The 25,287-nt window shown below is 42.0% G+C and carries 20 protein-coding genes; 15 read left to right on the forward strand and 5 right to left on the reverse strand.

Annotation, left to right across the window (positions count from 1 at the left end):
- Positions 1-7: 7 nt before the first annotated feature.
- Both OCV81_RS05195 and OCV81_RS05200 read left to right on the forward strand, forming a co-directional pair.
- Positions 8-514: a CYTH domain-containing protein gene (locus OCV81_RS05195; protein WP_148328994.1), complete on the forward strand. Its 507-nt coding sequence runs from the start codon at positions 8-10 to the stop codon at positions 512-514.
- A 146-nt stretch (positions 515-660) separates the two neighbouring features.
- Positions 661-1,164 (forward strand): RNA polymerase sigma factor, encoded by a 504-nt coding sequence (locus OCV81_RS05200; RefSeq protein WP_022354643.1) that lies wholly within the window; start codon positions 661-663, stop codon positions 1,162-1,164.
- Between the two features lie 100 nt (positions 1,165-1,264).
- Here the strand turns inward: OCV81_RS05200 and OCV81_RS05205 are convergent, their stop codons facing one another.
- Positions 1,265-1,660, reverse strand: a complete 396-nt coding sequence (locus OCV81_RS05205) for a VanZ family protein (RefSeq protein ID WP_148328996.1) — start codon at positions 1,658-1,660, stop codon at positions 1,265-1,267.
- A 91-nt stretch (positions 1,661-1,751) separates the two neighbouring features.
- Between OCV81_RS05205 and OCV81_RS05210 the strand changes: the two genes are divergently transcribed.
- Positions 1,752-3,125 carry a sodium-dependent transporter gene (locus OCV81_RS05210; RefSeq protein ID WP_148328998.1) on the forward strand — a complete coding sequence of 458 codons (1,374 nt, stop codon included), beginning with the start codon at positions 1,752-1,754 and terminating at the stop codon, positions 3,123-3,125.
- A complete protein-coding gene (locus tag OCV81_RS05215; protein WP_148329000.1) occupies positions 3,125-4,024 on the forward strand; it encodes a helix-hairpin-helix domain-containing protein in 900 nt (299 codons plus the stop codon). The genes OCV81_RS05210 and OCV81_RS05215 overlap by 1 nt, the downstream gene beginning before the upstream one ends.
- A 6-nt stretch (positions 4,025-4,030) precedes the next feature.
- On the opposite strand, the gene OCV81_RS05220 is transcribed toward OCV81_RS05215, so the two are convergent.
- Positions 4,031-5,449, reverse strand: a complete 1,419-nt coding sequence (locus OCV81_RS05220; RefSeq protein WP_148329002.1) for an alkaline phosphatase — start codon at positions 5,447-5,449, stop codon at positions 4,031-4,033.
- Positions 5,450-5,598: 149 nt separating this feature from the next.
- Between OCV81_RS05220 and OCV81_RS05225 the strand changes: the two genes are divergently transcribed.
- The 3 genes from OCV81_RS05225 to OCV81_RS05235 all read left to right on the forward strand — a co-directional run bounded on the left by OCV81_RS05225 (position 5,599) and on the right by OCV81_RS05235 (position 8,639).
- The gene (locus OCV81_RS05225; RefSeq protein ID WP_148329004.1) at positions 5,599-6,561 is read left to right on the forward strand and encodes a fimbrillin family protein; all 963 of its coding nucleotides are present in this window, start codon (positions 5,599-5,601) and stop codon (positions 6,559-6,561) included.
- Positions 6,562-6,727: 166 nt separating this feature from the next.
- Positions 6,728-7,297 carry a xanthine phosphoribosyltransferase gene (gene xpt, locus OCV81_RS05230; RefSeq protein WP_022354636.1) on the forward strand — a complete coding sequence of 190 codons (570 nt, stop codon included), beginning with the start codon at positions 6,728-6,730 and terminating at the stop codon, positions 7,295-7,297.
- Positions 7,298-7,304: 7 nt separating this feature from the next.
- Entirely contained in the window at positions 7,305-8,639 is a 1,335-nt protein-coding gene (locus tag OCV81_RS05235; RefSeq protein ID WP_148329006.1) for a nucleobase:cation symporter-2 family protein, read from the forward strand.
- Between the two features lie 71 nt (positions 8,640-8,710).
- Here the strand turns inward: OCV81_RS05235 and OCV81_RS05240 are convergent, their stop codons facing one another.
- Together OCV81_RS05240 and OCV81_RS05245 are read right to left on the reverse strand one after the other, a co-directional pair.
- A complete protein-coding gene (locus tag OCV81_RS05240; RefSeq protein ID WP_022354634.1) occupies positions 8,711-9,139 on the reverse strand; it encodes an Hsp20/alpha crystallin family protein in 429 nt (142 codons plus the stop codon).
- A 336-nt stretch (positions 9,140-9,475) separates the two neighbouring features.
- The gene (locus OCV81_RS05245) at positions 9,476-10,030 is read right to left on the reverse strand and encodes a DUF3332 domain-containing protein (protein ID WP_148329008.1); all 555 of its coding nucleotides are present in this window, start codon (positions 10,028-10,030) and stop codon (positions 9,476-9,478) included.
- A gap of 162 nt (positions 10,031-10,192) precedes the next feature.
- Here OCV81_RS05245 and OCV81_RS05250 point away from each other — a divergent pair, with 162 nt between their 5' ends.
- Positions 10,193-11,773: an MFS transporter gene (locus tag OCV81_RS05250; RefSeq protein ID WP_262640150.1), complete on the forward strand. Its 1,581-nt coding sequence runs from the start codon at positions 10,193-10,195 to the stop codon at positions 11,771-11,773.
- 58 nt (positions 11,774-11,831) lie between these two features.
- Here OCV81_RS05250 and OCV81_RS05255 read toward each other — a convergent pair whose 3' ends face one another.
- Positions 11,832-12,392 (reverse strand): RNA polymerase sigma-70 factor, encoded by a 561-nt coding sequence (locus OCV81_RS05255; protein WP_148329010.1) that lies wholly within the window; start codon positions 12,390-12,392, stop codon positions 11,832-11,834.
- Positions 12,393-12,589: 197 nt separating this feature from the next.
- Between OCV81_RS05255 and OCV81_RS05260 the strand changes: the two genes are divergently transcribed.
- The 7 genes from OCV81_RS05260 (at position 12,590) to OCV81_RS05290 (ending at position 25,117) form a co-directional block, all read left to right on the forward strand.
- Positions 12,590-14,791, forward strand: a complete 2,202-nt coding sequence (locus OCV81_RS05260; RefSeq protein WP_148329012.1) for a GH92 family glycosyl hydrolase — start codon at positions 12,590-12,592, stop codon at positions 14,789-14,791.
- A gap of 240 nt (positions 14,792-15,031) precedes the next feature.
- Positions 15,032-15,841 (forward strand): FecR family protein, encoded by an 810-nt coding sequence (locus OCV81_RS05265; protein WP_239464745.1) that lies wholly within the window; start codon positions 15,032-15,034, stop codon positions 15,839-15,841.
- Between the two features lies 1 nt (position 15,842).
- Entirely contained in the window at positions 15,843-18,119 is a 2,277-nt protein-coding gene (locus OCV81_RS05270) for a GH92 family glycosyl hydrolase (protein WP_148329016.1), read from the forward strand.
- Between the two features lie 56 nt (positions 18,120-18,175).
- The gene (locus tag OCV81_RS05275) at positions 18,176-20,476 is read left to right on the forward strand and encodes a GH92 family glycosyl hydrolase (RefSeq protein ID WP_148329083.1); all 2,301 of its coding nucleotides are present in this window, start codon (positions 18,176-18,178) and stop codon (positions 20,474-20,476) included.
- A 6-nt stretch (positions 20,477-20,482) separates the two neighbouring features.
- Positions 20,483-21,832: an MFS transporter gene (locus OCV81_RS05280; RefSeq protein WP_148329018.1), complete on the forward strand. Its 1,350-nt coding sequence runs from the start codon at positions 20,483-20,485 to the stop codon at positions 21,830-21,832.
- 17 nt (positions 21,833-21,849) lie between these two features.
- Complete coding sequence (locus OCV81_RS05285; RefSeq protein WP_148329020.1) at positions 21,850-22,821, forward strand: glycoside hydrolase family 130 protein; 972 nt, start codon at positions 21,850-21,852, stop codon at positions 22,819-22,821.
- A gap of 67 nt (positions 22,822-22,888) precedes the next feature.
- A complete protein-coding gene (locus tag OCV81_RS05290; RefSeq protein ID WP_148329022.1) occupies positions 22,889-25,117 on the forward strand; it encodes a GH92 family glycosyl hydrolase in 2,229 nt (742 codons plus the stop codon).
- The last annotated feature ends 170 nt before the right edge of the window (positions 25,118-25,287 follow it).

Consider the following 25,287-nt stretch of genomic DNA (forward strand, 5'->3'; position numbering starts at 1 on the left):
ATGGAATATGCCGCAGGAAATAGAACGTAAATTCTTGGTGCGCGATGATTCTTATAAGTCGATGGCTTATGGGAAAAAGCGCATCAAGCAAGGATACATCTGTAGTGAAAGAGGACGTACGGTGCGGGTGCGCATTCAAGATGGAGAAGGATATCTGACCATCAAGGGACCTTCGGATGCTGCAGGTATGAGCCGGTATGAATGGGAGCATTTGTTGCCTTTGCAGGAAGCAGAGGAATTGATGAGACTTTGTGAGCCGGGCATGATTGACAAGACGCGTTACCTGGTACGAGCGGGTGACCATGTGTTTGAAGTGGATGAGTTTTATGGGGAGAACGCGGGGTTGGTTGTGGCCGAGGTGGAACTGACCGGCGAGAACGAATCTTTTGTTCATCCTCCTTTCTTAGGGAAGGAAGTGACGGGGCAGGTGAAATACTATAATTCGTTTCTGATGAAGTTTCCCTATCGAAAATGGGCTGAAAACCTTCCTGAAAACTGTCAGAGGAAGGGGTAAAAACTCTCAATTGACAGTTTTTACCCGTTTGAATGCCAGATTTTGTGAAGGCTTCTCTTCTTTTTTCAGTTAGTTTTGCAATGTCAAAAAACAAAACAGACAAAATACAGACATTGTTTCAATTAAAAAAAGAAAAGAAAAAAATTATGAAAACGGCAACTTTTGCTCAGAATCTGTTGAGCATGCAGACAGAACTACTTCATTTCGCTTATAAGCTGACGGCTGACCGTGAGGAAGCGAATGACCTTCTCCAGGAGACTTCCCTGAAGGCGCTGGATAATGAGGAAAAGTATGTAGCGGAAACGAACTTCAAGGGATGGATTTATACCATCATGCGTAATATATTCATTAATAATTATCGCAAGACATTGCGCGACCAGACGTATGTAGACAATACCGACAACCAGTTTTTCTTAAACTTGGGAGTGGATATTGAAGATGATTCTATGCAGGGGTCTTACGATTTAAAGGAAATGCGCCGTATTGTGAATGCATTGCCCAAGGAATATCGTGTACCTTTTGCCATGTATGTGTCTGGTTTCAAATATCGTGAAATCGCAGATAAATTGAATCTTCCTCTGGGTACGGTGAAGAGTCGTATTTACTTCACTCGTCAGAGATTGCAGGAAGACTTGAAAGATTTCCGATAACAGATGATGATAACTCTCTATCTTTAAAAATAATAATATATTTTGTAGACGCCGGTAACTGTGAAAGTCCCCGGCGTTTATTTTTATATGAGATATCAGTTTATTTCTTCGAGTGGAATTTTTTTCGGATAAACGGACGGTATAGGTAGTAACCGGCTAGTGAGGCGAGGAGTACTCCGATGCAATTGGCTGCGAAATCCATCCAGTCGCCACTTCGGTTTTCTGTGCAACAAGATTGCAGAATCTCAATGGTTCCGCTCATCAGGATGGGCAGCAAGATGCTACCCACAATTAAATGGCTTTTTTGGATGTGGGAATGGCGTATCAAATATTCTATCCACAATAGCGAACTGAGTCCTCCGTACATACAGATGTGAACCACCTTGTCAAAATTGTTGATTTCGTCCAGTTGAGTTTGGGGAGGAGTGAAGAAGGAAAGAAACCAAATCACAAGGATAACCAAAATAGAAAATGGATAATGTCTGAGTATATGCATTTTGAGTAATACTTTAATTTTTTCTGCAAAAATACGATATTTTTTGTACTTTTGTTTCCTGTTTGAAGTCTAATTATAATAAAAAAGACGTATGCAGCATAAAAATGAAAGAGTTAGTTTCGGTAGTAAACTAGGAGCGATACTGGCAGCCGCAGGTTCAGCGGTAGGTTTGGGTAATATCTGGCGTTTCCCGTATGAGACAGGGAACCACGGTGGGGCTGCATTTATTTTGATTTATCTGGGTTGTGTCGTAATTTTCGGACTTCCCATTATGATTGCGGAATTCACCATCGGACGCCGTTCTAAAGCTTGTACAGGGGGGGCTTATGAGACGTTGGCTCCGGGAACAGCTTGGAAATGGGTAGGGTATGCCGGTGTACTGACCGGATTCCTGATTCTGGGTTATTATTCGGTGGTAGCCGGGTGGACATTGGAATATGTCTGGCAGGCGGTTACCGGCGGTTTATCCGGTAAAACATCTGACGAATATGTGACCATGTTTCAGGATTTTTCTCAACAACCATTCCGACCTCTTCTTTGGTTGTTTGTGTTTATGTTTGCGACACACTTTGTGATTGTAAAAGGGGTGAAGGACGGAATTGAGAAATCTTCTAAAATCATGATGCCTCTGTTGTTTATCTTGGTAATTCTGTTGGCCGGATGTTCGGTAATGTTGCCAGGGGCAGAAAAAGGTGTCAAATTCTTGTTGCATCCTGATTTCAGCAAAGTGACTCCGGATGTTTTCTTGGGGGCTATGGGACAAGCCTTCTTTTCCTTGAGTCTGGGGATGGGATGTCTGTCTACGTATGCTTCTTATTTTGGAAAGGAAACTCGTTTGGGACATACGGCTTTGAGTGTGGGGCTGATAGATACCTGTGTAGCAGTATTGGCGGGACTGATTATTTTTCCGGCTGCCTTTTCTGTGGGAATTCAGCCAGATGCCGGCCCTTCATTGATTTTCATCACTTTACCCAATGTATTTCAGCAGGCTTTTTCGGGTGTGCCTCTGTTGGCATACATCTGTTCCATCGCCTTTTATGTATTATTGGCGCTGGCAGCCCTGACTTCAACAATCTCTCTTCATGAAGTATCTACTGCTTTTCTGCACGAAAAATTTCATTTTACGAGAGGGCGTTCGGCTTGTATCGTAACAGGAGGCTGTCTGATTATTGGCATTGTTTCATCGCTTGCCTTGGGTGAGTGGAACAATGTAAAAATTGCCGGATTGAATATGTTTGATGCTTTGGATTATTTGACGGCTAAGATTATGCTCCCTGTATGCGGTATGTTTGCCGCTATTTTTGTGGGCTGGATACTCGATAAGCATATTGTAAAGGGAGAAGTGACTAATTATGGCAAGTTGAAAGCTCCTTATTACCCCGTGTATCTGTTGATTCTTCGCTTTGTGGCTCCGATTGGGATTTTGGCCATATTTATGAATGAATTAGGTTTGCTGCGGGGGTGATGTGGAAAGACTTCTTTTACTATTCGAAATCTGAGCGCAGGGTAATTCTGTTTCTTCTGGCTCTGCTGGTGGTGACCGGAGGTGGATTGTGGGTATGGAGGTATGCCTATCCTCCGGTACAAGTACGCTCTGAAAGCTGCGTGGAAATAGATTCTTTCCTTGCAGGCGTGAAAAAACGAGAAGCGGCGTATGCAGTTCGTAGTAAAAGAAAATCGGAGAGTCGGCCCGTCGTCCTTTTTGACTTTGACCCTAATACGGCCGATTCAGTGGAACTTCGAAGCTTGGGTCTGCCGGCTTTTGTCGTTCGCAATATCCTTCATTACCGGGAAAAGGGTGGGGTGTTTCGTACTTCCGACGCCTTTGCCAAGATTTACGGATTGAAGAAAGAACAGTTTCTTCAATTGAAACCTTATATTCAGATTGCCCCTCGTGAGACAGCGAAACAAGATTCTGTCCGTTTAAACACGTCGGTTCAGAAAAATGCCGGATGGGTAGAAAAATATGCATCGGGAACAGTGGTGTCGTTGAATGAGGCAGATACCAGTCAGTTGAAGCGGGTTCCTGGCATTGGCAGCGGACTCGCTAAGATGATTGTGGCTTACCGTGATAAACTGGGAGGATTTACCCATCTGGAGCAACTACAGGAAATTCCGCATGTAGATACGTGTTTGAACAAGTGGTTTGTGGTGAAAGGCGTTCCGTTCCGTATGATCAGGGTGAATAAAGACGGGCTGGAGAAGCTTCGGAATCACCCTTATATGGATTTTTACAAGGCTCGGGCTATATTGGAATATCGTCGTAAGCGTGGGAAAATAAAAGGTCTTTCCCGGCTTTCTTTGTTTGAAGAGTTTACCGAGAAAGACCTTCGTCGTCTGACTCCTTATTTATCGTTTGAATAAAAAAGATTATTTACGGGTATATCCAGCGGCTTCTGCAATCTTTACCGGAATCTCAGTATTGTCAATGCGGTTTTGGAACTTTTCGGCTCCTGCTCCAATCGCAAAAACGGGTACATAACCTGCGGAATGTCCTCCGCTGGTCCATCCTGTCAGGGCAATTTCGTCGATGATACGTTTGGCTTCGGCTGCAAGGGGTTCATCTTGTGCATATTCGCTCTTTTCCATTTTCGCCTGCTGGTTCTTCAGACTCTGTTCGTAAACCGTTCGGAGGCGGGCCTCTTGTGCATCGGTCAGTTTGATTTTATCCCAAAATCCGAAATTGTCCTTCAATGCTTGTTGCACGGCTTCCCAGCTTACCTGATTATGAGTCTTGATACGGAGTTGGTTAATCATCCGCGTGAATCCATTTTCGCTTACTTTCTGATTTTTGAGAACTTGTAAGTTCAGTTGATACGGACCTTTTCCCAGTACAAAACCACCGGTTTCGTGATCGGCTGTAATGACGATTAAGGTTTCGTCCGGGTGCTGTGAATAGAATTCATAAGCTACTTTAATGGCATTATCAAAATCCATGATTTCATGGAATACGGTGGCTGCATCGTTGCTGTGACATGCCCAGTCTATTTTACCTCCTTCTACCATCAGGAAGAAGCCTTTTGATAAATCCTTGGAAAGGAAATTAATGGCAGAGCGGGTGATTTCCTGTAGCGTCATGTCACCTTTCTTTCGGTCAATAGCATAAGGAATGGCCGTACGGTCGGTTTTGGAAGAGGCTTCCGGTTGCAGTAGAATCATCTTCTCAGCTTTCTTGCTTTTTTTAAGGTAATCTTTGTAACCCCGTGCTATGGTATATCCGTATTGGTCAGCCATTTGGTAAAGATTTTCGGCCTGTGGATTGTTTTTATCTTCTGGCTGCAGAAAATCGGAACCGGCATAAAAATCGAATCCTGTTTTATATAGGTCGGTTCCAATGGCATAATAACTGCTTCTTCCGGCTGCATGGGCATAAAAAGCGGCTGGGGTAGCATGGTCGACACTTACACTAGTGGCCACACCGACCCGACATCCTTTGTCTTTTGCCCATGTGGCAATGCTGTATACGGGAGTCTGCAAGTCTTTCAAGACTCCGATGGCTCCGTTTTTTGTCTTGTTTCCTGTAGCCAAAGCCGTTCCAGCTGCAGCAGAGTCTGTAACCCCATTGGTTGCAGAGAAAGTTGTGGCCATAGTGGCATAGGGGAATTGTGTAAATTGCAGCGGGGTGATACCGATTTTTTCTTCCAGTTCCCCAAGGTAAAGTTCTGTTCCTTGTACTTGGTTAACTCCCATTCCATCTCCGATGAAATAGAATACATACTTGGCTTGCTGTGCATCTAGCTGACAGAAGGACAGTAGGATGAACATAAAAGCGATAGATAGTTTTTTCATGATGCTATAAGTTGAGTTTTCTCCGCGAAAATAAAGAAAAAAGCGGTTTCTTGCTTCTTTTTAAAGAAAAGATGAAAAAAAAGGGAAACGTTTTTGCCTTCTTTCATTTTTCATAAGTGAAGATATTACATTCTTCTAAATTTTATATTATGGAAAAAAGAATTTTAACTGGGGCATGTATGGTTTTGTCCTTGTTGGCTGCTTGCCAGCAGAAAGAGTCTTTACAGGAAATGAACAATCATCCTGTTGTCAATTTGGAAGCATCGGTCTATACTCTGGGAAATACGTCCAGGACAGTGACGGATGAGTCTGGTAGTACCACTTTCTCAGAAGGAGATGAACTGGGCTTTTTTATGCCTGGGGAAACAGAGTCTGTGAAATGGACATTAACAGGGAGTAAATGGGTCTCCGAGTCTTCGTTAGCATGGAAAGATAAGGTCAGCAGTTTTACGTTTTGTGCTTTCTATCCTTATGGGGAGGGAACAGCTACTTGTGACAATATTCCTATGCCGGATTTAAGCAAACAGCAAGGTACGTTGGCCGGTTTGGGAACTTTTGATTTCCTTTCAGCACGTTGTCAGACCAGTTATAAAGAAACAGACAATGGCACAGTCTCTTTTACGGGAGCTTCTTCTTTTCAGCATGTGTACAGTTTGGTGTCCATTACCATTAAAAAAGATTTGCCTACAGAGAATGTGTTGCTAAATAAAGCTACTTTTCAAGGACACAATTTGTTTAGTCGCAGTACTTATCATTTTGGAAAGTCGGCTGGAGAGGATGGGCTTTCTTTCATTGAATCGTCTTTAGTACATGCGTTGACCTTTCAGTATGAAGAACCTGTCAGCATTTCCGAGGAATCGGGATATACTTTGCACCTCTTGTGCAATCCTGCAGAACTGACAGAAGATTCAGAATTTTCCATTGCTTATCAGCGTGACGGTATAGCTCATACGGCTTCGACAAAGAAATTGGGAAAACAATTTAATGCGGGTAAATATTATCGGTTCGTGTTAAGATTGACAAAAGAAGAACTGAAGCTGGAAGGCAGTGAGATTTCCGACTGGGTTTCTGAAGAACTTCCAGAAATAGCTGTGGATGAAATACCGGCATAAGCTAACCCACCTTGTTCCTTAATGTGATTTCCGGGAAGGTGAATCCTTCCCGGATTTTTCGTCAGATTGTTTATCTCTTGAAATGGATTTGTCATGATTCTCAGAAAAAACATGTAACTTTGCGCCCTTAAATAGGACAACAATCAATTTCAAGTTCGTTAATAAAATGAAAGCACTCAAGGAACGCATCATTCGTGATGGAAAATGCTTTGAAGGAGGAATCCTCAAAGTCGATAATTTTATTAATCATCAGATGGATCCTATCCTGATGAAGTCGATGGCGGTAGAGTTTGTACGTAGATTTGCCAGTACGAAAATCAACAAAATTCTGACCATAGAGGCCAGTGGTATTGCACCTGCTATCATGGTGGGCTACTTGTTGGAGCTTCCGGTGGTATTTGCAAAAAAGAAACAACCTAGCACCATGGAGAATATGTTGACGACTACAGTGTATTCTTTTACGAAAGGCCGTACGTATGATGTGTGTGTCAGCAAGGATTACTTGTGCCCTGGCGACAAAGTGTTGTTTATTGATGATTTCCTGGCAAACGGAAATGCAGCCAAAGGCATTATTGATTTGGTTGCAAAAGCCAATGCAGAACTGGTAGGTATGGGATTTTTAATTGAAAAGTCTTTCCAGCATGGAGGAGATTATCTGAGAGAACAGGGAATTCATGTGGAATCATTGGCCATTATTGAAAGTTTGGACAATTGTCAAATCAAAATAAAAGATTGATTTTTGGATGGAACAAGAACAACAGAATGGAGCCCAGAGTGCCGGGCTTATTTACGGGCTGAATGATCGTCCGCCTTTGAAAGATGCTATTTTTGCGGCTCTGCAGCATCTGCTTGCTATTTTTGTAGCGATTATAACCCCTCCGTTGATTATTGCAGGAGCATTGAAACTGGATTTGGAAACTACCGGTTTTTTGGTTTCCATGGCACTTTTTGCGTCTGGAATATCTACTTTTATTCAATGTCGGCGAGTTGGTCCAATTGGTTGTGGATTGCTGTGTATACAAGGAACCAGTTTCTCTTTCATCGGTCCGATTATTTCTGCCGGGCTGACAGGAGGGCTCAGTGCCATATTCGGAGCTTGTATCGTCGCTTCATCGGTAGAGATGCTGATTAGCCGGATTCTGAAATATACACGTCGGGTAATTACTCCATTGGTTTCGGGTATTGTGGTGACATTGATTGGCATGAGTCTGATAAAAGTCGGTATATCGGCGTGTGGGGGTGGAGCAGCTGCTCAGGCAGATGGAACGTTTGGAGCTTTCCATCATATAGGACTGGCCGCTTTGGTACTGGTTTTGATTATTTTCTTTAACCGCAGTTCCAATCGTTATTTACGAATGAGTTCGATTGTTATCGGACTGGTTGTGGGATATGTACTGGCCTGGGCTTTGGGAATGGTCGATTTTTCGGCAGTACAAAGTTATGGGGGGGTTAATATTCCCATTCCCTTCCGATACGGTATATCGTTTGATATTTCAGCTATTATCGGGTTGGCTTTGGTCTATCTGATTACAGCCATTGAGGCTTATGGAGATATTACTGCAAACTCTTTGATTTCTGGAGAACCTGTGGAAGGGGAGACTTTCGTCAAGCGTGCGTCGGGTGGTATTCTGGCTGATGGATTTAATTCCATGCTGGCAGGCTTTTTCAATTCTTTTCCAAATTCCATTTTTGCTCAGAATAACGGTATGATTCAATTGACTGGAGTGGCCAGCCGTTATGTGGGATATTTTATTGCAGGTTTCCTTATTTTACTGGGATTGTTTCCCGCAGTCGGGTTGGTATTTTCATTAATGCCTGAGCCGGTATTAGGAGGGGCTACCTTGTTAATGTTTGGTACGGTAGCTGCTGCGGGTATCCGAATTATTTCTTCACAGAAAATTGACCGTAAGGCTACATTGGTCATGGCACTGAGTTTCTCGTTTGGTTTGAGTGTGGAACTTGTACCGGATATATTATGTCAGCTTCCGGATACATTGCGTAACATATTTTCTTCAGGAATAACGACGGGAGGTTTGACCGCGATTCTAGCAAATCTGTTGATTCAGATAAAGGAGTGATATAAATGATATATAAAAAAACTCCGCTTCTCCTTAAAAGGAGCGGAGTTTTTTATTAGAAGGTCTTATGTTTATTTGACTTCGATAACCTTACTAGCTTGTGCTTTTTCTTCGTTCATCTTCTTGGGCAGATCAATAGTCAATACACCGTCGTTTACGGAAGCATTGATTTTTTCTTTTTCTACGTCATCAGGGATAATCATAGATTGTTCGAATTTGCTATAAGAGAATTCGCGGCGCAAGTATTTCTTGTTCTCGTCTTTGTTCTCATTTTTCTTTTCCATTGAGATGGTAAGTGTGTTGTCGTCAGCCAGCTGTACATGGAAGTCATTTTTTGTCATGCCGGGAGCTGCCAATTCAACTTTGTACTCTTTCTCGCTTTCAATTACGTTGATTGCAGGAGCAGTACTGTTGGCCTTTACCATCCAGTCGTTATCAAAGAAATCATTAAAGATACTTGGTAACCAGTTCTGATTGTAATTTTTTCTAGTCGGCATCATAGTTGTAATCTCCTATCATTAAGTTCTTTATTTATCATTTTTTTCTTGTGGAGGGTTTCTGCTTTCGCTTCCGCGATCCACTTAGGAGAGTGCAAAACCTGTACCTGTTTTGTGTAGGTGTACCCAAAAGGATTCGGATTTTAATTTCTGTTTAACTAAGAGGCTTGTTTTTAAACTAAGGAAAACATTATTCGGTGACAAGAAGACAGAATGTGGACAATCTGACACAAATCAAGCTGTCATAGTTGCGTTGGGGAGGGAAAGCCTATCACATTATAGCATAAAAAAGGCCGTACAAATCAGTTACGGCCTCTTTTGTTGTATGATGAATAAATGTTAGCGTGTAGCAAATGCAGACTGGCTGTTCGCCTGACGTGCAGCAATCATGCCTTGCAGGTCGGGAGATACAGTTGTAGAAGTTCCGTCCTGCTGCTTAAATGTGATGGTCCCGTCTTCGTTCATGGTGATCAGCTCAAAAGTTTGTCCTTCTGCAGAAGCATTCCATGTATTCTTTTCTTTGTTGTAAATCAGGTTGAGCGGTTTGTCTTCTTCTCCTTTTTTGAGGATGGTATAACCGTCTTCATTGATGCGTACGAGATATTCTCCGTTTTCACCTTTTACGCTTTTTACGGAACCAACATTGTCGGCTAATGGGTTTGCTCCAGACCAGAACTCAATGGAGTTCAGTACGATGATATCTGCCAGATAAGCAACTTCATAAACAGGTACTATATGGAAAGCAAGGAACACGATTTCATTGACAAACTTGTTACCGATGCTGTTGTTCCAGTCTTTCAGACTGCTCCATAATCCGAAGGAACCTATACATGAAGAACATATAATGCTGCTGCTCAGAATCAGGCATGCAACAGAAATTTTGAATTTTCTCATATCTGCTTCAGTTTTGGGTTAATATTTAATCTGTATTGTCTTTTTAGTTATTACAATTTGTTACAAAGTTAGAAGTTATTTTGGATTATGAAAGAAAAGTGTAAAAAAATCGTATCTTTGCGTCGTTTTTTGTGAGAAATTAATGATTAAATAAACAATAGGATGAAAGAAAAGATTCAGAAGAGGTTGAGCGATTCGAAAGCAGCGCGTTGGACGGCGTTATTCATCGTCTCATTTACAATGATGTGTGGTTATTTCTTGACAGATGTGATGTCGCCTTTGGAAAATCTGTTGACAACAAAAGGAAGAGTGGTGTATTTTACAGATGATACTTCTATGCCGGCAGATAGTTTGATTGCGAAGGTACGACTGTTTTCGGCAGCAGAGATGCTTTCTGAGCCTGATCTTACAGTAGAAAAACTGGAAACGGGTGCGAAGCTGCAGTATTGCGAGGCGATAGGCGGAAAACAGGTCCCGGTAGAGAAGACCATTAGTTCGGTTGCTCGTGGAGAAGGCTGGTCAAGTACGGAATATGGATTCTTTTCTGGAGCTTATGGTTTGATTAATGTCTTTTTGCTGATGTTGTTCTTTGGGGGAGTGATTCTGGATAAGATGGGAATTCGTTTCACCGGTATCATGTCTTCAGGGTTGATGTTCGCAGGAGCTCTTATAAAATGGTATGCCCTTGCTACGGATTTTGGAGGAGCACAGTTGTTTGGTATGAATATGCAGGTAGTATTGGCTTCAGCTGGATTTGCGATATTTGGTATGGGTGCAGAAATTACCGGAATTACTGTTTCAAAGGTGATTGTCAAGTGGTTTGCAGGTAAGGAACTGGCATTGGCTATGGGGCTTCAGGTAGCCATGGCACGTATTGGTACGGCATTGGCATTGGCTGTCAGTTTGCCGGTGGCCCGTATGATGGGAAATGTATCTTATCCGGTGTTGTTTGGCGCCATTCTGTTGTGTGTGGGATTTGGTTCGTATTTGGTTTATTGCATGATGGACCGCAAAGAAGATGCGTCGGCTGAAGCAATTCGTATGGAAAGTGGCAAGAAAAAAGAGGATGGATTTAAAATGTCTGATTTGAAGCAGATTTTTTGCAGCAGAGGCTTTTGGTTGATTAATTTGCTTTGCCTGATGTTTTATGCAGGAGTATTTCCTTTCTTGAAGTTTGCGACTAAACTGATGATTTTTAAATATGATGTGCCGGAGTCTTTTGCAGGACTGATTCCTGCCTTGTTGCCTTTTGGTACGATTCTGCTTACGCCTGTATTCGGATCATTGTACGACCGTATTGGCCGTGGAGCTACGCTGATGATTATCGGATCAGTTATGCTGACAGCAGTGCATGTGCTTTTTGCACTTCCTATCATGAATTATTGGTGGTTTGCCGTAGTGGTGATGATTGTGCTAGGGATTGCATTTTCTCTGGTTCCTAGTGCCATGTGGCCTTCTGTGCCTAAAATCATTCCGATGAAACAACTTGGTTCTGCTTATGCTATTATTTTTTATATTCAGAACATTGGTTTAACGATGGTTCCTTGGCTGATTGGCTGGGTAATTGAACATTGGGCTACGCTTCGTAATGAGGCTGGCGTCATTACAGGTTATGATTATACAGCTCCGATGGTAATTTTTGCTATCTTTGGAGTTTGTGCGATAGTAATATCTTTGTTGCTGCGTGCTGAAGATGCAAAGAAACATTATGGCTTGCAGGAAGCTAATATGAAAAAATCATAATACAGGACAAAATAAAAGTAAGGGCCGGTTTTGCATAGATAAGAATCGGCTCTTTGCTTTATAAAATTTTAAAAAGAATCAGACAAAGGAACATACTGAGATATTCTAATCGTTTTCTCAAAAATTTTAAAGCCTTGTACATGTGAGCTTCTACTGTTCGTAAAGAAACTCCCATGATGTCTGCTATTTCTTTATTTTTCAGTTCATGCAGATAGCTTAGTTTGAAGATTTTTTGGCATTTGTCAGGAAGTTCACTGATTGCTGTGTGGATTTCTGCATGCAACTCTTTGTTTTCAATCATTTTTATCACCTCAGAATTGTCTGGCTGATAGAACTCCAAGCGGTGGCTGTGCAGTTCTTCTTCCATTGTGCAGTAATGGTCTACAACAGACCTGTGCTTCAACAGATTTAAGGCCTTTGTATATACTGAACGATATAGTAAAGCATGGATTTGTTCACCAACTTCAATGCTTTCTTTTCGTTTCCATAGTTCAGCAAACACATCTTGGACAATATCTTCGGCTTCTTCTTCCCCAACGAGACGTGTGGCGTAAAAAAGTAAGCTTGGATAATATTTGCGAAATAAAGAAATGTAGATGTCTTTAAAATTCTCTTCCATTAATTGCCGAACATAAAATGATGCCTTACAAAAGTAGTATATTAATTAATAATTCTCTAAATAGTTCTATAAATTTAAAACTATTATTGTTTTTTCGTTTTTTTATAGTATATTTTGAGAAATTTCTAATTTGATGCTAAGTGTTTTTGTTTTCATGACTGTTTTCCCTTAAATAGGACGGTTTATATTTTAAAATTATGAGAACGCTAAATTTGGGCATATTGTTTTTTATAATGGCTTTGGCTGCCTGTACTTCATCTGAACAAAGAAAAGAGGTAGATTATTCCTGTCTTGTAAATCCTTTTATTGGTACGGATTTTACGGGGAATACCTATCCTGGTGCACAGTTCCCATTTGGCATGGTGCAACTAAGTCCGGACAATGGACTTCCAGGTTGGGACCGGATTGCCGGATATTATTATCCAGACAGTACTATTGCCGGTTTTAGTCATACGCATTTATCTGGTACAGGCGCCGGAGATTTGTATGACATATCTTTCATGCCGGTCACTGTTCCGTATAAAGAAGCAGATGCGCCTTTGGGGATATATTCTAAGTTTTCTCATAAGAACGAAAAGGCATTTGCAGGCTACTATCAGGTTTGGCTGGAGGATTATAATATCAATGTAGAGCTTACGGCTACTCCTCGTTGTGGCATTCAGCGGTATACATTTCCTGCTGCTGAATCTGCTATATTTTTGAATCTGAGTAAGGCTATGAATTGGGATGAAACGTTGGATTCTTATGTAGAGGTTGTTGATTCCATGACATTGAGAGGATATCGTTATTCCAATGGTTGGGCTAGAAATCAGAAGATTTATTTTTATACTACAATTTCGAAGCCTTTTAAAAGTATTCAAATGGATACAGTTGCAATAAGTAAAGAAGGTCATCGGATTGGTACGGGTTATGTCGTCAGGTTGGATTATACCACTACGAAAGGAGAGCAGTTGTTGTTAAAAACTGCGATTTCAGGAGTCAGTATGGAAGGTGCTGAGAAAAATTGGAGAAAGGAGGCCCGGATGGATGATTTTGAGACGTATTTGAAAAAAGCGAAGGAATCATGGAACGAGGAATTAGGGAAAGTGGAGGTCCCTGAAGGAGATGAGAATGACAGAACGGTCTTTTATACGGCGCTTTACCATAGTATGTTGGCACCTACAATATATGATGATGTAGATGGACGTTATTATGGGCCTGATGGAAAAATACATACGAAAGAAGGATGGGTGAATTATAGCACATTTTCCTTATGGGATACTTATCGGGCACAGCATCCTTTATTTACTTTAATTCAGCCAGCCCGAGTGAATGATATGGTGAAATCATTCATTGCATTTTATGAACAAAATGGTCGGCTTCCAGTATGGAACTTTTATGGCAGTGAAACAGATATGATGATTGGGTATCATGCGGTATCGGTAATTGCAGAAGCTTACTTGAAGGGGATCGGAGATTTTGATCCTCAAAAAGCGTTGGAAGCATGTGTGCATACCGCCAATATGGACAATTATAGAGGGATTGGAGTCTATAAGGAAAAAGGATATATTCCTTATGACCTGACAGATGCATACAACAGTGAAAACTGGTCTTTATCTAAAACACTGGAATATGCCTATGATGATTATTGTATTGCACGAATGGCAGAAAAGATGGGTGAGAAAAAGCTTGCGGAAACATTTTATGCCCGTTCGCAGAATTATCGGAATGTATATAACCCGACTACATCGTTCATGCAGCCGAGGGCTTCAGACGGAAGTTTCTTGAAAGATTTTAATGCGGAAGACTATATTCCTTCTATAACTGAAAGTAATGGATGGCAGTACTTTTGGTCGGTGCAGCATGATATGAAAGGGCTGATTGAATTGTGTGGAGGAAAAAGCAGATTTGAAGAAAAATTAGACAGCATGTTTACCTTGCATGCAGCGAAAGACAAATTGCCTATTTTTAGTACAGGAATGATAGGTCAATATGCCCATGGTAATGAACCCAGTCATCATGTAGCTTATTTGTATAATCTTGTAGATAAGCCATATAAAACACAGAAATATATCACTGAAATTGTGCATGATTTATATCGGAATGCTCCTGACGGTTTGTGTGGAAATGAGGACTGTGGCCAAATGTCTGCCTGGTATGTATTTTCTGCCATGGGTTTTTATCCGGTAAATCCGGTATCCTGTGAATACGAGCTGGGAACTCCTTTGTTTCCGGAAGTAAAGGTGAATCTACCTGGAGGAAAAACTTTTAAGATTCTGGCAAAGGACGTTACGCGAGAAAAATGTTACGTGAAATCCGTTAAGTTGAATGGGAAACAGCTTCATCGGAGTTATATTACGCATGCAGAGATAATGGCTGGAGGAGTGTTGGAGTTTGAAATGACCGATTTGGCTTACTGATCTTTGTCGTGCAAGTAAGTGTTTTGTTTTGTTGAATTGTTTCTATATATGAGAAACATAGTAAGGTAAAAAGGTATGGACCAAGTGACTTATAATAAAATAAAAGATTTTTTGGATGGAAACTGTTCGGATGACGAGCGGCAAGATATTATAAAGTGGATTACTCGTTCGAAAGAGAATGAAAAAGTTTTTTTTCGTTGGGAAGAACTTTATTTTCTAGGAAAATTCAAGCAACCGAATATGAGAACGGCGGAAGAGAAACTGCTGAAACGCCTTGAAAGAGAAAGTGACAAACACAAGAAGGTGTTGAAAATGCGGTATGTTTTCCGTTATGCGGCAATGATTGTGGCTTTACTGGCTATTTCGTCTTTTGCGTTTTGGTACTTTATAGCCCCTCATGAAGAATGGAAGTTTGTGCAGACGGCGTCTGGGGAAACCAAAAATATTGTGCTGGAGGATGGTACAAAAGTATGGCTGAACGAGAATACAGCATTAAAGTATCCCAAACGTTTTTTAGGGAAAAAAAGAATGCTTGAACTTGACGGAGAAGCTTACTTTGAAGTTTCCAAGAATAAGCAGATGCCTTTTATTGTGGAAGGTCGGACAATGCAGATTGAGGTATTGGGGACTAAGTTTAATTTTAAAAACCGTACGGGGTGTCGTGTAGCAGAGGCTTCTTTGCTCGAAGGTGAGATAAGGGCTCGTGGAAATAAGGGGGAAGGCATGATACTGTTGTCGCCAGGACAAAGGGTGGAATTGAATGCAGCTACCAGACAAATGAAGGTTTTTGCAACGGATGCAGGAATCGATGCTGTGTGGCATGATAACCTGATTCCGCTTGACAATGCTAATATCTTCCGTATCACTTCTATTTTGGAAGAATTGTATGATGTGCAGTTCATCTTGTCGCCGGATATTGATAAAACAGTGACATATTCAGGGGTACTAGGTCGGAAGAAAAGTATTACAGAAGTTTTGGATATTCTGAAGGAAACCATCCATATAGATTATAAAATCCATAATAACACCATATTTATATCCACGAGATAATATGAAAATAAAGAATATGCTGACTGTGTGCTGCTGTGTTTTGACCTTGTTCGGATGTCAGCATCAAAATGTGATAACCAAGACAGAGGACTATGCCCGATGGGTCAATCTCTTCATTGGTACGGGTGGACATGGGCATACTTTTCCGGGTCCTGTGGTTCCTCATGGTATGATACAGCCTGGGCCTGATACCCGGATTGACGGATGGGATGCCTGTGCGGGTTATCATTATGCGGATTCTACGGTGAATGGCTTTTCTCATACACATCTCAGTGGAACAGGTTGTGCAGATTATGGCGATGTGCTGATTATGCCGACTGTAGGAGAACAAATGTATGAAGAACAAGAACTGAATAGTCAGCAATTACCTTACGCATCTTCTTTTTCACATAAAAATGAGACGGCTGTTCCTGGTTATTATTCCGTTTGGCTTGATCGTTATCATGTCAAGGCGGAATTGTCGGCTACTCCACGGGCAGCCATACATCGGTATACTTTTCCTTCTCATGCACATTCTGGGTTTATCGTGGATATGGATTATTCCATACAACGGCAGAAAAATCTTGACATGGCATTGAATGTACTTAGTGATACAGAATTGTGTGGAAGTAAAGAAACGCAATATTGGGCTTCCAATCAGAAGATTTATTTTTATGCTAAATTTTCAAAACCATTTAGTTACACAATCGTTTCGGATACATTGACAGACAGGAATGGACAGTCTTTTCCACGTTGCAAAGCGCTTTTGCAATTTGCAACGGCGAAAGATGAGCAAGTAATGGTGAAGGTCGGAATTTCTGCGGTGGATATAGAAGGAGCAAAAAACAATGTAAATGCAGAAATCCCTGACTGGAATTTTGAGAAAGTGAAATCGGAAGCTTACTCTGCATGGAATAATTATTTGTCGAAAGTGGAAATAACAACTACAGACAAAGATGAGAAAACAAAGTTTTATACGGCCTTGTATCATACGGCAATCAGTCCAAACTTGTGTACAGATACAGATGGACGTTATTTAGGTATGGACCTTAAGGTGCACCAAGGTCGTGTGGAAGAACCTGTTTATACTAATTTCTCTTTGTGGAATACGTTCAGGGCACTTCATCCACTTTTGTCAATTATTGCTCCTAAATTGAACAATCAGTTCATAAATTCGTTGTTATTAAAAAACCGTGAAGGAGGCATTCTTCCGATGTGGGATTTGGCATCCAATTATACGGGAACGATGATTGGTTATCATGCTGTCTCATTGCTTGCCGATGCTTATGTGAAAGGCTATGCAGATTTTGATTTGGATGAGGCCTATGGGGCTTGTTTGAGGGCAGCAGAATATGATACGACCGGTATACAATGTCCTTCTTCGGTGTTACCTTGTTTAATGCCTATGTCAAAATATTATAAGAATAAAATTGGATATATACCTTGTGACAGAGAGAATGAATCAGTGGCGAAGGCCTTGGAGTATGCGTATGATGATTTTTGCATTTCTATTTTGGCTGAAGCAGATAGTGATTTCAGAAATTATGAAAAATATAACAGATATGCGAAAGCTTATAAACTCTACTTCGATCCTGTTACCCGATTTATGCGTGGATTGGATTCAGAAGGAGAATGGCATACCCCTTTCAATCCTAGATTTTCGAATCACAGTAATGATGACTATTGTGAAGGGACAGCTTGGCAATGGACTTGGTTTGTGCCTCATGATATAGAAGGTTTAATTGATTTGATGGGAGGACAGCAAGCTTTTGTTGAAAAACTGGATTCATTGTTTACTGTAGATTCTACTATGGAAGGAAATCTGATTTCTGCGGATGTCACAGGATTGATTGGGCAATATGCACATGAGAATGAACCCAGTCATCATGTCATTCATTTATATAATTATGCAGGAAGACCTTGGAGAACCCAAGAGTTGGCAGATTATGTCTGCCGTAATCTGTATCGTAACGCTCCGGATGGACTGACTGGCAATGAAGATTGTGGTCAGATGTCGGCGTGGTATGTTTTGAATGCAATGGGCTTTTATCAGGTCTGTCCGGGAAAGCCTGTGTATTCTATTGGCAGGCCTTTGTTTGATAAAACAGTCATCAAGTTGGCAGATGGAAAGCGTTTTGTGATTAAAACAAAGAATAATTCGGTGAAGAATAAATATATAAAGTCGGCTACTTTAAACCAGCATCCGTTGCATACTCCATTTCTTACTCATGGGGACATCATGAAAGGAGGAATCTTGGAATTTGTAATGACCGATGTTCCCTCTACATGGGGACAATAAGGTGCAAGTTGGGCAATACAATAACTGAGAATAAAGATCCTTAAATTTATAATATGATGAAAAATATACTGTGTTTTATATTGTTATGTGCAGGTTTGTTGCCTGTCTTTTCGAAAGATTATACGGAATTTGTCAATCCTTTGGTAGGCACTCAGTCTACTTTTGAACTGTCTGCGGGGAACACTTATCCCGCAATAGCCCGTCCGTGGGGAATGAATTTTTGGACTCCACAGACAGGAAAGATGGGCGACGGTTGGCAATATACGTATACAGCCAACCGTATTTGTGGCTTTAAGCAGACTCATCAGCCCAGCCCATGGATGAATGATTATGGTCAGTTTTCCATCATGCCGATAACTGGTGCTCCGGTTTTTGAAGAAGGAAAGCGGGCAAGTTGGTTTTCACATAAGGCTGAAGAAGCCAAGTCCTACTATTATAAGGTTTATCTGGCGGATCATGATGTATTGGCAGAAGTCACTCCTACTGAGCGAGCAGCGATGTTTCGTTTTACGTTTCCGGAGAATCGTCATTCCTATGTGGTCGTGGACGCGTTCCATAAAGGAAATTTCAAAGAAGCACCTTATGTAAAAATAGATAAGGAGCATAATCGGATTGTGGGATACACCACTAGGAATAGCGGTGGTGTACCGGATAATTTCAAAAACTATTTTGTGGTGGAGTTTGACAAGCCATTTACTTATATGGCCACCGCTGCAGATACGGTTGTAGCTGAAAACGTATGTGAACTTCAAGCAGACCATTGTGGCGCTATTATAGGGTTTAGTACGCATAAAGGAGAAATTGTACATGCTCGTGTAGCTTCTTCTTTCATCAGTCTGGAGCAAGCGTTGTTGAATCTGAATGAACTGGGTGAGGATGACTTTGATACTTTGGTTGCGAAAGGAAGACAGTCTTGGAATGAAGTGTTGGGAAGAATTGAAGTGGATGGAGGAACGGTGGACCAATATCGCACGTTCTATTCTTGTCTTTATCGTTCGTTGTTGTTCCCGAGAAAATTCTATGAAGTAAATGCCTCAGGAGAAATCGTACATTACAGTCCTTATAATGGAAAAGTGTTGCCGGGATATATGTATACAGATACAGGTTTCTGGGATACATTCAGGTGTTTGTTTCCTTTATTAAACTTGGTGTATCCTTCTGTCAATAAAGAAATCCAGGAGGGATTGATGAATGCCTACAAGGAAAGCGGTTTTTTCCCTGAATGGGCAAGTCCAGGACACCGAGGTTGTATGATAGGAAATAATTCAGCTTCTGTATTGGTCGATGCATATTTGAAAGGCGTGAAGGTGGACGACGTTGCCACTTTGTATCAAGGCTTGTTGCATGGTGCCAATAGTGTACATCCACAGGTTTCTTCTACGGGTCGGTTAGGTTATGAGTATTACAATACCTTGGGATATGTACCCTATGATGTGAAAATCAATGAGAATGCAGCTCGTACTTTAGAATATGCCTACGATGACTGGTGTATTTACCAGCTGGCAAAAGCGTTGAAACGTCCGAAAAAAGAAATAGAACTGTATGCAAAGCGTGCGATGAATTACCGGCACTTGTTTGACAAAGAAACCTATCTGATGCGCGGTAAGAATAAGGATGGAAAATTCATGGAGCCTTTTTCTCCTTTAAAATGGGGGGATGCCTTTACCGAAGGAAATAGTTGGCATTATTCGTGGTCGGTATTTCATGATCCGCAGGGGCTGATCGACCTGATGGGAGGAGAAACCAACTTTGTGACAATGTTGGATTCTGTATTTTCGGTTCCTCCTGTGTTTGATGACAGCTACTATGGGCAGGTCATTCATGAAATTCGTGAGATGACCGTGATGAACATGGGCAATTATGCACATGGCAATCAACCTATCCAACACATGATTTATTTATATAACTATGCCCGTCAGCCCTGGAAGGCACAATATTGGCTGAGAAAGGTGATGGATACACTTTATTCGGCTACCCCCGATGGATATTGCGGTGACGAAGATAATGGCCAGACATCTGCATGGTATGTGTTTTCTGCATTGGGATTCTATCCCGTTTGTCCAGGGACAGAACAATACGTTCTAGGAACTCCTTTGTTTAAAAAAGCGGTATTACATTTGGAAAATGGAAAGAATGTGTGTATCTATGCAAATGAAAACTCTTCGGAAAATATGTATATTCATAGGATGGAATATAATAAAAAGGAATATACCCGAAACTATGTAACACATTCCGATTTGATGCAAGGGGGAACAATTGATTTTCAGATGTCATCTGTTCCTAACTATGAAAGAGGAATACAAATGGACGACGTCCCTTATTCCTTCTCAATTGAAAGAAAAAACCTTAAAAAATAATCTGATATGAATCATACAAGAAAAAAATCACCGATATCATGGGTTCCTACGGCTTATTTTGCCATGGGACTTCCTTTTGTGGTATTGAATATGGTTACCGTATTGATGTTCAAGGGCCTGGAAGTGGATGACAAATTGATAACCTTTTGGACTTCATTGATTCTTTTGCCTTGGACATTGAAACCTTTGTGGAGTCCCTTTTTGGAATTGTTCCGCACAAAGAAATTTTTTGTAGTAGTGACTCAATTGGTTACAGGAGTCACATTTGGGTTGGTTGCATTTTCATTGGGCCTTTCCCATTTCTTCAGTGTATCAATTGCTTTGCTGGCTGTAATCGCTTTCAGTGGAGCCACTCATGACATCGCTTGTGACGGAGTATATATGAGTGAACTTTCCAATGAAGACCAGGCAAAATTTATAGGATGGCAAGGAGCTTTTTATAATATCGCTAAAATCATAGCTACGGGAGGCTTGGTATATCTTGCAGGATACCTCATTGAAGCGAATGCGGAGGCAGGTTCTTTGGAAGCCAGCAAGAAAGCTTGGATGATTATTCTGCTGATATTGTCGGGGACTATGATACTTTTGGGAATCTATCACTATTTTGCATTGCCTTCTACTCAGAATGTAAAAGTAAAAAAGATAGAAAGAAACAATAAAGAGGTCTTGAAAGAACTGGGACAGGTGTTGATGGATTTCTTTCGTAAGACGCATATTGTGTATTATATCTGTTTTATCATCTTATATCGTTTTGCCGAAGGTTTCGTCATGAAAATTGTGCCTCTTTTTTTGAAGGCAGATCGTACGATGGGAGGGCTGGGGCTCAATGAAAAAGAAATAGGTCTTTATTATGGAACCTATGGGGCTGCCGCATTTGTTTTAGGATCTTTGCTGGCAGGATATTACATTGCACGTAGGGGATTGAAAAACACCTTGTTTACTTTGTGCTGCATTTTCAACCTTCCTTTTGTTGTGTATGCCTTGTTTGCTTATTTACAGCCGGAAAGTGGTTGGGTTATATGCTCAGGGATTGTGTTTGAATATTTTGGATACGGTTTTGGCTTTGTCGGTCTAACTTTGTTTATGATGCAGCAGGTTGCACCGGGCAAGCATCAGATGGCTCATTATGCTTTTGCTTCAGGTATTATGAATTTTGGTGTAATGATTCCCGGAATGCTGAGCGGATGGGTATGTGAGAGTCTAGGAAACTGGTTTGATAAACCTGGAGGATACGAACCTTTTTTTATCTTTGTACTCATAGCCACCATCCCTGCTTTCTTGATTACTTATTTCATTCCGTTTAAGTATGATAATGCTGGAAATTTGATAAAAGGTGAACGAGAATATATAAATTAATTATAAAAATATAGAATATGGAAAAGAATTTTGTAATGCCTTGGGAAGAGCGCCCGGCTGATTGTAAGGAAGTGATGTGGCGGTATTCCAAGAATCCGGTCATTGGACGGTACCAGATACCTACATCGAACAGTATTTTCAATAGTGCGGTAGTCCCTTTCAAGGATGGGTTTGCAGGTGTGTTCCGTTGCGATAACCGGGCCGTGCAGATGAATATCTTTGCAGGTTTCAGCAAGGACGGTATCCACTGGGAAATCAATCACGAACCGATTAAGTTCCAACCCGGAAATACCGATATGATTGAGTCGGAATACAAATACGACCCCCGTGTCACTTGGATTGAAGACCGTTATTGGATTACATGGTGCAACGGTTATCACGGCCCTACCATCGGCATCGGCTATACCTTCGATTTCAAGGAATTCTATCAGTGTGAGAATGCTTTCTTGCCTTTCAACCGCAACGGTGTGCTTTTCCCGCAGAAGATCAACGGTAAATATGCCATGTTGAGCCGTCCGAGCGACAACGGGCATACTCCTTTCGGGGATATCTATATCAGCTACAGTCCCGACATGAAATACTGGGGTGAGCACCGCTGTGTGATGAAAGTGACACCCTTCCCGGAGAGCGCCTGGCAGTGTACGAAGATTGGAGCCGGTTCCGTACCATTCTTGACCGAAGAGGGCTGGCTGATGTTCTATCATGGTGTCATCACCACCTGCAACGGTTTCCGCTACTCCATGGGAGCTGCTATTCTGGATAAGGACCATCCGGAAAAGGTGCTTTATCGCACCCGCGATTATCTGCTGGCTCCTGCAGCTCCTTATGAACTGCAGGGCGATGTGCCCAATGTGGTGTTTCCGTGTGCAGCTCTTCAGGACGGGGAAAGAGTAGCAGTGTATTACGGTGCGGCAGATACAGTGGTTGGAATGGCTTTCGGCTATATCTCTGAAATCATTGATTTTGTAAAACGTACTTCTATTGTGTAAACATAAATTATGACAGGCAGTCCCCATAGTCTTCAGACCAGGGGATAGCCTTTTATTTTCTAAGCCTATGAAAAAACTAATTGCATGTCTGAATTTTTTGTTTGTGGGGCTATGTGTACAAGCCCAGGAACCAGTAGATTATGTCGACCCGTTTATCGGAACCACTAATTTCGGTACGTGTAATCCGGGAGCTGTGTGTCCGAACGGCTTGATGTCGGTCGTTCCGTTCAATGTGATGGGTTCGACAGACAACAAGTATGACAAGGATGCCCGCTGGTGGTCTACGCCCTACGACTATACGAACAGCTATTTTACGGGATTGTCTCATGTCAATCTGAGTGGGGTGGGATGTCCCGAATTGGGGTCTTTGCTGTTGATGCCTACCACCGGGGAACTGGATGTGGATTATCATCACTATGGCAGCAAGTATGAAAAGGAAACCGCTTCACCGGGATACTATAGCCTGCAACTGACAAAATACAAAGTGAAAGTGGAAGCTACTTCTACCCTGCGGACAGGATTGACCCGTTTCACTTTTCCGAAAGGAAAGAGCCACATCCTGATGAACCTGGGAGAGGGACTGACCAATGAGTCGGGGGCCTATCTGCGCCGGGTGAACGACCGGGAGATAGAAGGCATGAAACTGTTGGGCACTTTCTGTTATAATCCGCAGGCTGTCTTTCCCATTTATTTCGTGATGCGAATCAACAAGGCTCCGCAACAGACAGGGTATTGGAAATTCCAGCGTAAGATGAACGGCATAGAGGCCGAATGGGACAAAGACAACGGAAAATACAAGTTGTACACGCAGTACGACCGTGATTTGGCTGGCGACGACATCGGTGCCTGGTTCACCTTCGACACGGAAGAAAACGAACAGATAGAAGTGGCTGTGGGTGTTTCTTTTGTCAGCATGGAGAATGCCCGTCAGAATCTGGAAGCCGAGCAGCATGGAGCCGGTTTCGATGAAATCCATGCCAGTGCCCGTAACAAGTGGAACGACGACCTGAGCCGCATCACTGTGGAAGGGGGTACGAAGGCACAGAAAACTGTGTTCTACACGGCCTTGTATCACACCTTGATTCATCCGAACATCTTGCAGGATGTGAACGGAGAATATCCGGCAATGGAAACGGGAGAAACCAAGACCACGAAAAACAACCGCTATACGGTGTATTCGTTGTGGGACACGTACCGCAACCTGCATCAGTTGATGACACTGGTGTATCCGGAGCGTCAGATTGATATGGTGCGTACCATGATTGACATGTACAAAGAACATGGTTGGCTGCCCAAGTGGGAACTCTACGGACGGGAAACCCTCACCATGGAAGGTGACCCCAGTCTGCCGGTCATTGTGGACACGTGGATGAAAGGTTTGCGTGATTTCGACATGGAAACTGCTTACGAAGCCATGCGGAAGTCGGCCACCCTGCCTGGAAAGGACAATTTGATGCGCCCAGACAACGACGACTATATGAGCAAGGGGTATGTACCTTTGATGGAGCAGTTCGACAATTCCGTGTCGCATGCGCTGGAATATTACATTGCCGATTATGCCCTGTACACACTGGCCAAGAGCTTGGGAAAGAAAGCCGATGCCGACTTGTTCTACAAGCGCTCCATGGGCTATAAGCATTATTATTGCAAGGAGTTTGGTACTCTTCGTCCCATCTTGCCCGATGGCACGTTCTATTCTCCGTTCGACCCACTGCAAGGACAGAACTTTGAACCTAGCCCGGGCTTCCATGAAGGGAATTCCTGGAACTACACCTTTTATGTGCCTCACGATGTAAAAGGGCTGGCCCGATTGATGGGCGGACAGAAAAAGTTTGTCGACAAGCTGCAGATGGTATTCGACAAAGGCTATTACGATCCGGCCAATGAACCGGACATAGCTTATCCTTACCTGTTCAGCTACTTCAAGGGCGAAGAATGGCGTACCCAGAAAACGGTGCGTGAACTGTTGGCCAAGTATTTCACTCCCAAACCTGACGGTATTCCCGGAAACGACGATGCCGGTACCATGTCAGCCTGGGCCGTATTCAGCATGATGGGCCTTTATCCCGATTGTCCGGGCGTACCGGAATACACGCTGACCGACCCGACTTTCGACCGGATTACCATCCGTCTGAATCCTGATTTTTATGGAAAGGATAAATTGATCATTGAAAAGAAGGAAAGTGGCTCACCGGAAGGGTACATACAAAAAATAGAACTTGGTGGGAAAAAATGTAATTACAGAATTAATCACGCTGAGTTAGTAAAGGCCGGAACATTGATTTTTTATAAATAAGTTTTTTTATAAGGTTTCAATCAGCATTGTTGCAAGGTTTTAGGAACTTGGTGACAATGCTGATTTTTATTGGAAAAGATTTTAGAAGAAAGAAAGGGCATAAAGCGTAAAAAAAATGAAGAAAGAGTAAGTATTTTGAGTAGGTGTAATTGTTATATGCATGTAAAACC

It is taken from the genome of Phocaeicola fibrisolvens, from assembly GCF_025567125.1.
Lineage (GTDB): Bacteria > Bacteroidota > Bacteroidia > Bacteroidales > Bacteroidaceae > Phocaeicola > Phocaeicola fibrisolvens.

What these genes read in the sequence shown, in the direction of transcription:
- OCV81_RS05195 (WP_148328994.1), top strand. Translation starts at nt 8, where the DNA reads ATGCCGCAGGAAATAGAACGTAAATTCTTGGTGCGCGATGATTCTTAT.
- OCV81_RS05200 (WP_022354643.1), top strand. Translation starts at nt 661, where the DNA reads ATGAAAACGGCAACTTTTGCTCAGAATCTGTTGAGCATGCAGACAGAA.
- OCV81_RS05205 (WP_148328996.1), bottom strand. Translation starts at nt 1,660, where the DNA reads ATGCATATACTCAGACATTATCCATTTTCTATTTTGGTTATCCTTGTG.
- OCV81_RS05210 (WP_148328998.1), top strand. Translation starts at nt 1,752, where the DNA reads ATGCAGCATAAAAATGAAAGAGTTAGTTTCGGTAGTAAACTAGGAGCG.
- OCV81_RS05215 (WP_148329000.1), top strand. Translation starts at nt 3,125, where the DNA reads ATGTGGAAAGACTTCTTTTACTATTCGAAATCTGAGCGCAGGGTAATT.
- OCV81_RS05220 (WP_148329002.1), bottom strand. Translation starts at nt 5,449, where the DNA reads ATGAAAAAACTATCTATCGCTTTTATGTTCATCCTACTGTCCTTCTGT.
- OCV81_RS05225 (WP_148329004.1), top strand. Translation starts at nt 5,599, where the DNA reads ATGGAAAAAAGAATTTTAACTGGGGCATGTATGGTTTTGTCCTTGTTG.
- xpt (WP_022354636.1), top strand. Translation starts at nt 6,728, where the DNA reads ATGAAAGCACTCAAGGAACGCATCATTCGTGATGGAAAATGCTTTGAA.
- OCV81_RS05235 (WP_148329006.1), top strand. Translation starts at nt 7,305, where the DNA reads ATGGAACAAGAACAACAGAATGGAGCCCAGAGTGCCGGGCTTATTTAC.
- OCV81_RS05240 (WP_022354634.1), bottom strand. Translation starts at nt 9,139, where the DNA reads ATGATGCCGACTAGAAAAAATTACAATCAGAACTGGTTACCAAGTATC.
- OCV81_RS05245 (WP_148329008.1), bottom strand. Translation starts at nt 10,030, where the DNA reads ATGAGAAAATTCAAAATTTCTGTTGCATGCCTGATTCTGAGCAGCAGC.
- OCV81_RS05250 (WP_262640150.1), top strand. Translation starts at nt 10,193, where the DNA reads ATGAAAGAAAAGATTCAGAAGAGGTTGAGCGATTCGAAAGCAGCGCGT.
- OCV81_RS05255 (WP_148329010.1), bottom strand. Translation starts at nt 12,392, where the DNA reads ATGGAAGAGAATTTTAAAGACATCTACATTTCTTTATTTCGCAAATAT.
- OCV81_RS05260 (WP_148329012.1), top strand. Translation starts at nt 12,590, where the DNA reads ATGAGAACGCTAAATTTGGGCATATTGTTTTTTATAATGGCTTTGGCT.
- OCV81_RS05265 (WP_239464745.1), top strand. Translation starts at nt 15,032, where the DNA reads ATGAGAACGGCGGAAGAGAAACTGCTGAAACGCCTTGAAAGAGAAAGT.
- OCV81_RS05270 (WP_148329016.1), top strand. Translation starts at nt 15,843, where the DNA reads ATGAAAATAAAGAATATGCTGACTGTGTGCTGCTGTGTTTTGACCTTG.
- OCV81_RS05275 (WP_148329083.1), top strand. Translation starts at nt 18,176, where the DNA reads ATGAAAAATATACTGTGTTTTATATTGTTATGTGCAGGTTTGTTGCCT.
- OCV81_RS05280 (WP_148329018.1), top strand. Translation starts at nt 20,483, where the DNA reads ATGAATCATACAAGAAAAAAATCACCGATATCATGGGTTCCTACGGCT.
- OCV81_RS05285 (WP_148329020.1), top strand. Translation starts at nt 21,850, where the DNA reads ATGGAAAAGAATTTTGTAATGCCTTGGGAAGAGCGCCCGGCTGATTGT.
- OCV81_RS05290 (WP_148329022.1), top strand. Translation starts at nt 22,889, where the DNA reads ATGAAAAAACTAATTGCATGTCTGAATTTTTTGTTTGTGGGGCTATGT.